Source organism: Burkholderia sp. E168m23, from assembly GCF_016586125.1.
GTDB classification, from domain to species: domain Bacteria; phylum Pseudomonadota; class Gammaproteobacteria; order Burkholderiales; family Burkholderiaceae; genus Burkholderia; species Burkholderia orbicola.
Genome location: NZ_BCPP01000702.1, coordinates 1 through 3,852, shown reverse-complemented (window position 1 = coordinate 3,852; position 3,852 = coordinate 1). Strand labels below are relative to the sequence as shown.

General features: G+C 67.9%; 4 protein-coding genes and 1 riboswitch. Of the genes, 1 reads left to right on the top strand and 3 read right to left on the bottom strand.

Annotated features, from left to right (window positions below; genetic code table 11):
- A partial coding sequence (locus tag JMF90_RS27810) for an Lrp/AsnC family transcriptional regulator (RefSeq protein ID WP_201325686.1) occupies positions 1 to 171 on the bottom strand: 171 nt, incomplete at its 3' end.
- A 116-nt stretch (positions 172 to 287) separates the two neighbouring features.
- Here JMF90_RS27810 and JMF90_RS27805 point away from each other — a divergent pair.
- Positions 288 to 920, top strand: a complete 633-nt coding sequence (locus JMF90_RS27805) for a LysE family translocator (protein WP_011547648.1) — start codon at positions 288 to 290, stop codon at positions 918 to 920.
- 43 nt (positions 921 to 963) lie between these two features.
- Here the strand turns inward: JMF90_RS27805 and JMF90_RS27800 are convergent, their stop codons facing one another.
- Positions 964 to 2,892: a TonB-dependent receptor domain-containing protein gene (locus JMF90_RS27800; protein ID WP_011547649.1), complete on the bottom strand. Its 1,929-nt coding sequence runs from the start codon at positions 2,890 to 2,892 to the stop codon at positions 964 to 966.
- Positions 2,893 to 3,107: 215 nt separating this feature from the next.
- Positions 3,108 to 3,301, bottom strand: a riboswitch (cobalamin riboswitch).
- A gap of 284 nt (positions 3,302 to 3,585) precedes the next feature.
- On the bottom strand, positions 3,586 to 3,834 hold the full coding sequence (locus tag JMF90_RS27795; protein ID WP_011547650.1) for a hypothetical protein: 249 nt from the start codon (positions 3,832 to 3,834) through the stop codon (positions 3,586 to 3,588).
- Positions 3,835 to 3,852: the final 18 nt, after the last annotated feature.

Here is a 3,852-nt window from a genome sequence, read left to right as displayed (position 1 = left end):
GGACGGATTGATCCGGGCGGTGTAGCCGTCGATCACACCGGCCGCTTCAAGACGCTTCACGCGCTCCGTCACCGCCGGCACCGACAGGTGAACCTGGCGCGCGAGCTCCGTATAGCTGATGCGCCCGTTGTCCTGCAACAGCGCCAGCACCTTCCAGTCCAGATCGTCCATTGCGGTTGGAGTTTTTAAGGGAGAGTGGCCATTTTTCCTTAAAAACCGCATTCAGCGGGGGCCGGACTTTCCCTACGATGCCTGTTCGAGCCACTGGATGTTGCAAGGAGCAGGCGATGTTGTTCATCAAATCCGTCGTGATGGGGCTGTCGATCGCGGTGCCGGTCGGCCCGATCGGCATGCTGTGCATTCAGCGCAGCCTGAGCCGCGGCTTCCAGGCGGGCTTCGCGACGGGCATCGGCGCCGCGTGCGCCGATGCGATTTACGGCCTGCTCGGCGCGCTGGGTGTCGCGGGCATCGTCACCGCGTTCCCGATGCTGACCGTCGGCCTGAAAATCGGCGGCGGCGCGTTTCTCGTCTGGCTCGCATGGACCATCGCACGCCAGGCGCCGGCCGCGCCGGCGGGGCAACGCGACCTGCCGCGGTCGACCGTCCTGCGCGATTTCCTGACGACGTTCGGCCTCACGCTGTCGAACCCGATGACGATCGTGTCGTTCGTCGGGATCTTCGCGGCGCTCGGCCCGTTGCCGAGGGCGCGGGAAGGCGCGATGTGGGCGACCGTGGGGTGGATGGTGGCCGGCGTGTTCGTCGGTTCGGCCACGTGGTGGCTGTGCCTGAGCGGCGCGAGCGCCGCGCTGCGCACGAAGCTGTCGTTCGCGTTCATGCACGCGCTGTCGCGCGGGTCGGCGGCCGTCGTCGCGGTATTCGGCGCGATCCAGCTGGTCGCGGGCGTGCGCGGGTTGATCTAGGCGCGCGTGCCGGTGGGGTTCCTTGCGCCGATGTGCGTGGCCGTCAGAACGTATAGCTGACCTTGCCGAACGCGGTGCGCCCGAGCGTGTTGTAGCCGTACGCGGTCATGTATTGCCGGTCGAACAGGTTCGACAGCGACGCCGACACGGTCAGGTGTGCATTGATCCGGTACGACGCGCGCAGGCTCACCGTCAGGTACGACGCCAGGTACTGCCGGTTGGCCGGATCGTCGAACGTCGAGCCGCCGTACAGCAGCGACGCGCCCGTGCTCAGCGCGTGCAGCTTCAGTTCGTCCCACGTGTGGTCGACGTTCAGGCTGACCGTCTGGCGCGGCCGGCGGCTGAGCCAGGTCTGGTTGGTCTCGTCCTGCGGATTCAGGATGCCGACCGCGACGCTCACCGGCGTCGAACGGCCGATCGTCCCCTTGTACGACAGGTCGATGCCGCGAATGTGCGAACGGCCGATGTTCATCGGCGAGAACGTTGCCGGGTTGTACGCGATCAGGTTGCTGACGCGCGTGTCGTAGATCGCCGCGGTGAACGTGCCGTACGCCGTGTTCGCGTCGAGCGCGGCCTCGACCGACGTGCTGCGTTCCGGGCTGAGGTTCGGATTGCCGTAGCCGGGGTAGTACAGGTCGTTGAAGGTCGGCAGGCGGAACGCATTGCCGTACGACACCCGCGCCGTGTAGACCGGCGTGATCGCCCACGACAGCGCGGCGTTGCCGGTGTTCACCGCTTGCCCGGCGATGATCTCGTGACGGCCGGCCACGAACATCGTCACGCGGCCGAGCGTCGCCGACTGGTGCAGCGAGAACGCGGAATCGTTGCGCGTCGGCACGCCGCCGGGAATGTCGACCGGCAGGAACGCCTGCTCGCGCGTGAAGTCGTACGCGAGCTTCGATTCGCCCGACAGCGGCAGGCCGAACAGGTGAAACCCGTGCTCCTGATGGGTCAGCGACGTCGACGTGCTGATGCGCTGCGAATTGATCTGATCCGTCGCGAGGGCCGGGTTGTCCGCGTAGATGAACTGGCGGTCGTTCGCATAACCGAACGACTGGTCGAACTGCGTATCGGGCGTGATGTCGAGATGGAACGCGACGCCGGTCGTCAACTGGTGATCGAGCTCCCGATTCGCGTAGCCGCTGTTGTCGTAGGACAGATCGGAGCGGTGGTACAGCGCGAACGTCGAGATCGACCAGTTGTCGCGCGCATAGCCGAGCCGTGCGTCGAGGTCCTGCGCATGATACGGATTGCGGCCGTCTTCGTGGCCGTAGAAGAACGGCCGCGTCGCATCGATGCCGGCCGTGTTGTAGTCGTGCAGCCCGAGCGAGTAGGTGAGCCCGCCGAGCGCGGCCATCGGCCCCGTCGACGGCACCGTGCCCGACGTGCGGAACTGCGTGTCGAACGTCTTGTTCGAGCCGCCGCCGAACGACACGGTGGTCTGGTTCGGCTGGTGGGCGGCGCGGCGCGTGAAGAGTTGAACGACGCCCCCCATTGCGTTGTTGCCGAACGACGCGGCGGCCGGCCCGGAGATCACTTCGACGCGCTCGAACGCTTCGGTCGGCAGGTCGGCCCACGGCGCGATGCCGGTGGTCGGCGAGCCGATCCGGATGCCGTCGATGAACACGGCGACCTGGCTCGCCGACGAGCCGCGGATGCTGACCGACGCGGACGAGCCGGGCCCGCCGTTCTGCGCGACGGTCACGCCCGGCAGCGTCGCGAGCGCCTGCGTGATGCTAGGGTCGGCGGGCGACAGCCGGTCGAGATCCTCGCGCGTGAGCACCTGCGTCGACGCATAGCGGCGGTCGAACGATTCGGGCAGATGCCGCGTGTCGGTCACGCTGATCGTCGGCAGGTCCGCGCCTGACGCAGGCGCGGCGGGCTGCGCCTGCGCCATGTCGCCGGCCGCATGGGCGAGCGGGGAAAGCAGCGCGGTGGCGGCGGATGTGGCAAGCAGGTGACGAATATTCATGAGACAGCGGGACCAAGCGTGTGGCGTGTACGGCGATCGTGAGCCGAAGGCGGACGAGGAGCGCATGCCGACGGCGTGTCGGTGCGACGCTTCCGGTCGGGAAGCGGATTCGGGAACGATGGACATCTGACGGATCCTGAGGTCGGGTCGTCCATGCAACGGGCGGCCGCCGGGGGCGGCGCCTGGCGCATCGGGACACCCCGCCCGGTGCGGCTGCTGGACCTCGGGTCGATGGCAGGTCTCCTGGCTCGCGGGTCGTCGTCCGTGCGGGCCTTCCCGGTTTCCCAGTGGCATGCGGTGGCACGGATTCGCCGCTCACAGTTGCGGGGGCAGCCGCAGCTTCGAGGCGTTGCCTCACCTGCGTTCCCTTTTGATCCCGTCTCCGGGAACCATCAGCGCGCAAGGGTAATGGCGCGCCCTCCGGCGCGTCAATCGTGCGGCCGGGTGGGGATGCAAAAAAACGTCATTGTCCTGCGGCGGAGTGCCGGATTCGCTCGTGTTCTCCCGACGGTACCGCGTTTCACGTCTGATGAAATTGGCGGGGTCGAGCGCGTGACTTCGCGCCGGGCACGACTGGCTGATTGCTCAACCGGGGACGACCGACAGCGCGCGGCAGCGGCGCACCGACGATCTCCACGGCACCCGTGGTCCGTCGCTGCCGACGTTCCGAATGCCGATGGCCGGCGCGTATCGTTACATATGCGTGCCGCCGTGCGCGCGGCCGGCCGGGTCGCCCCCGCGATCGGGCGGCGTATTGTTCTGATCGATCTTCGCGAACACGAAGCCGGCGGGCGGCAACGCGGCGGGCGAACGGTGCATTGCTTGCCCGGCTGCAGGACGAGGCGCGGCGGCGGGAAAACCGGATGACGTCACGCCCGGTTGAGCGAACGCCGACAGGGAAGCGGCCGCCAGGGCGGCGGCGACGATCGCGTGCGTATTCATGGCGACTCCTTCACGACT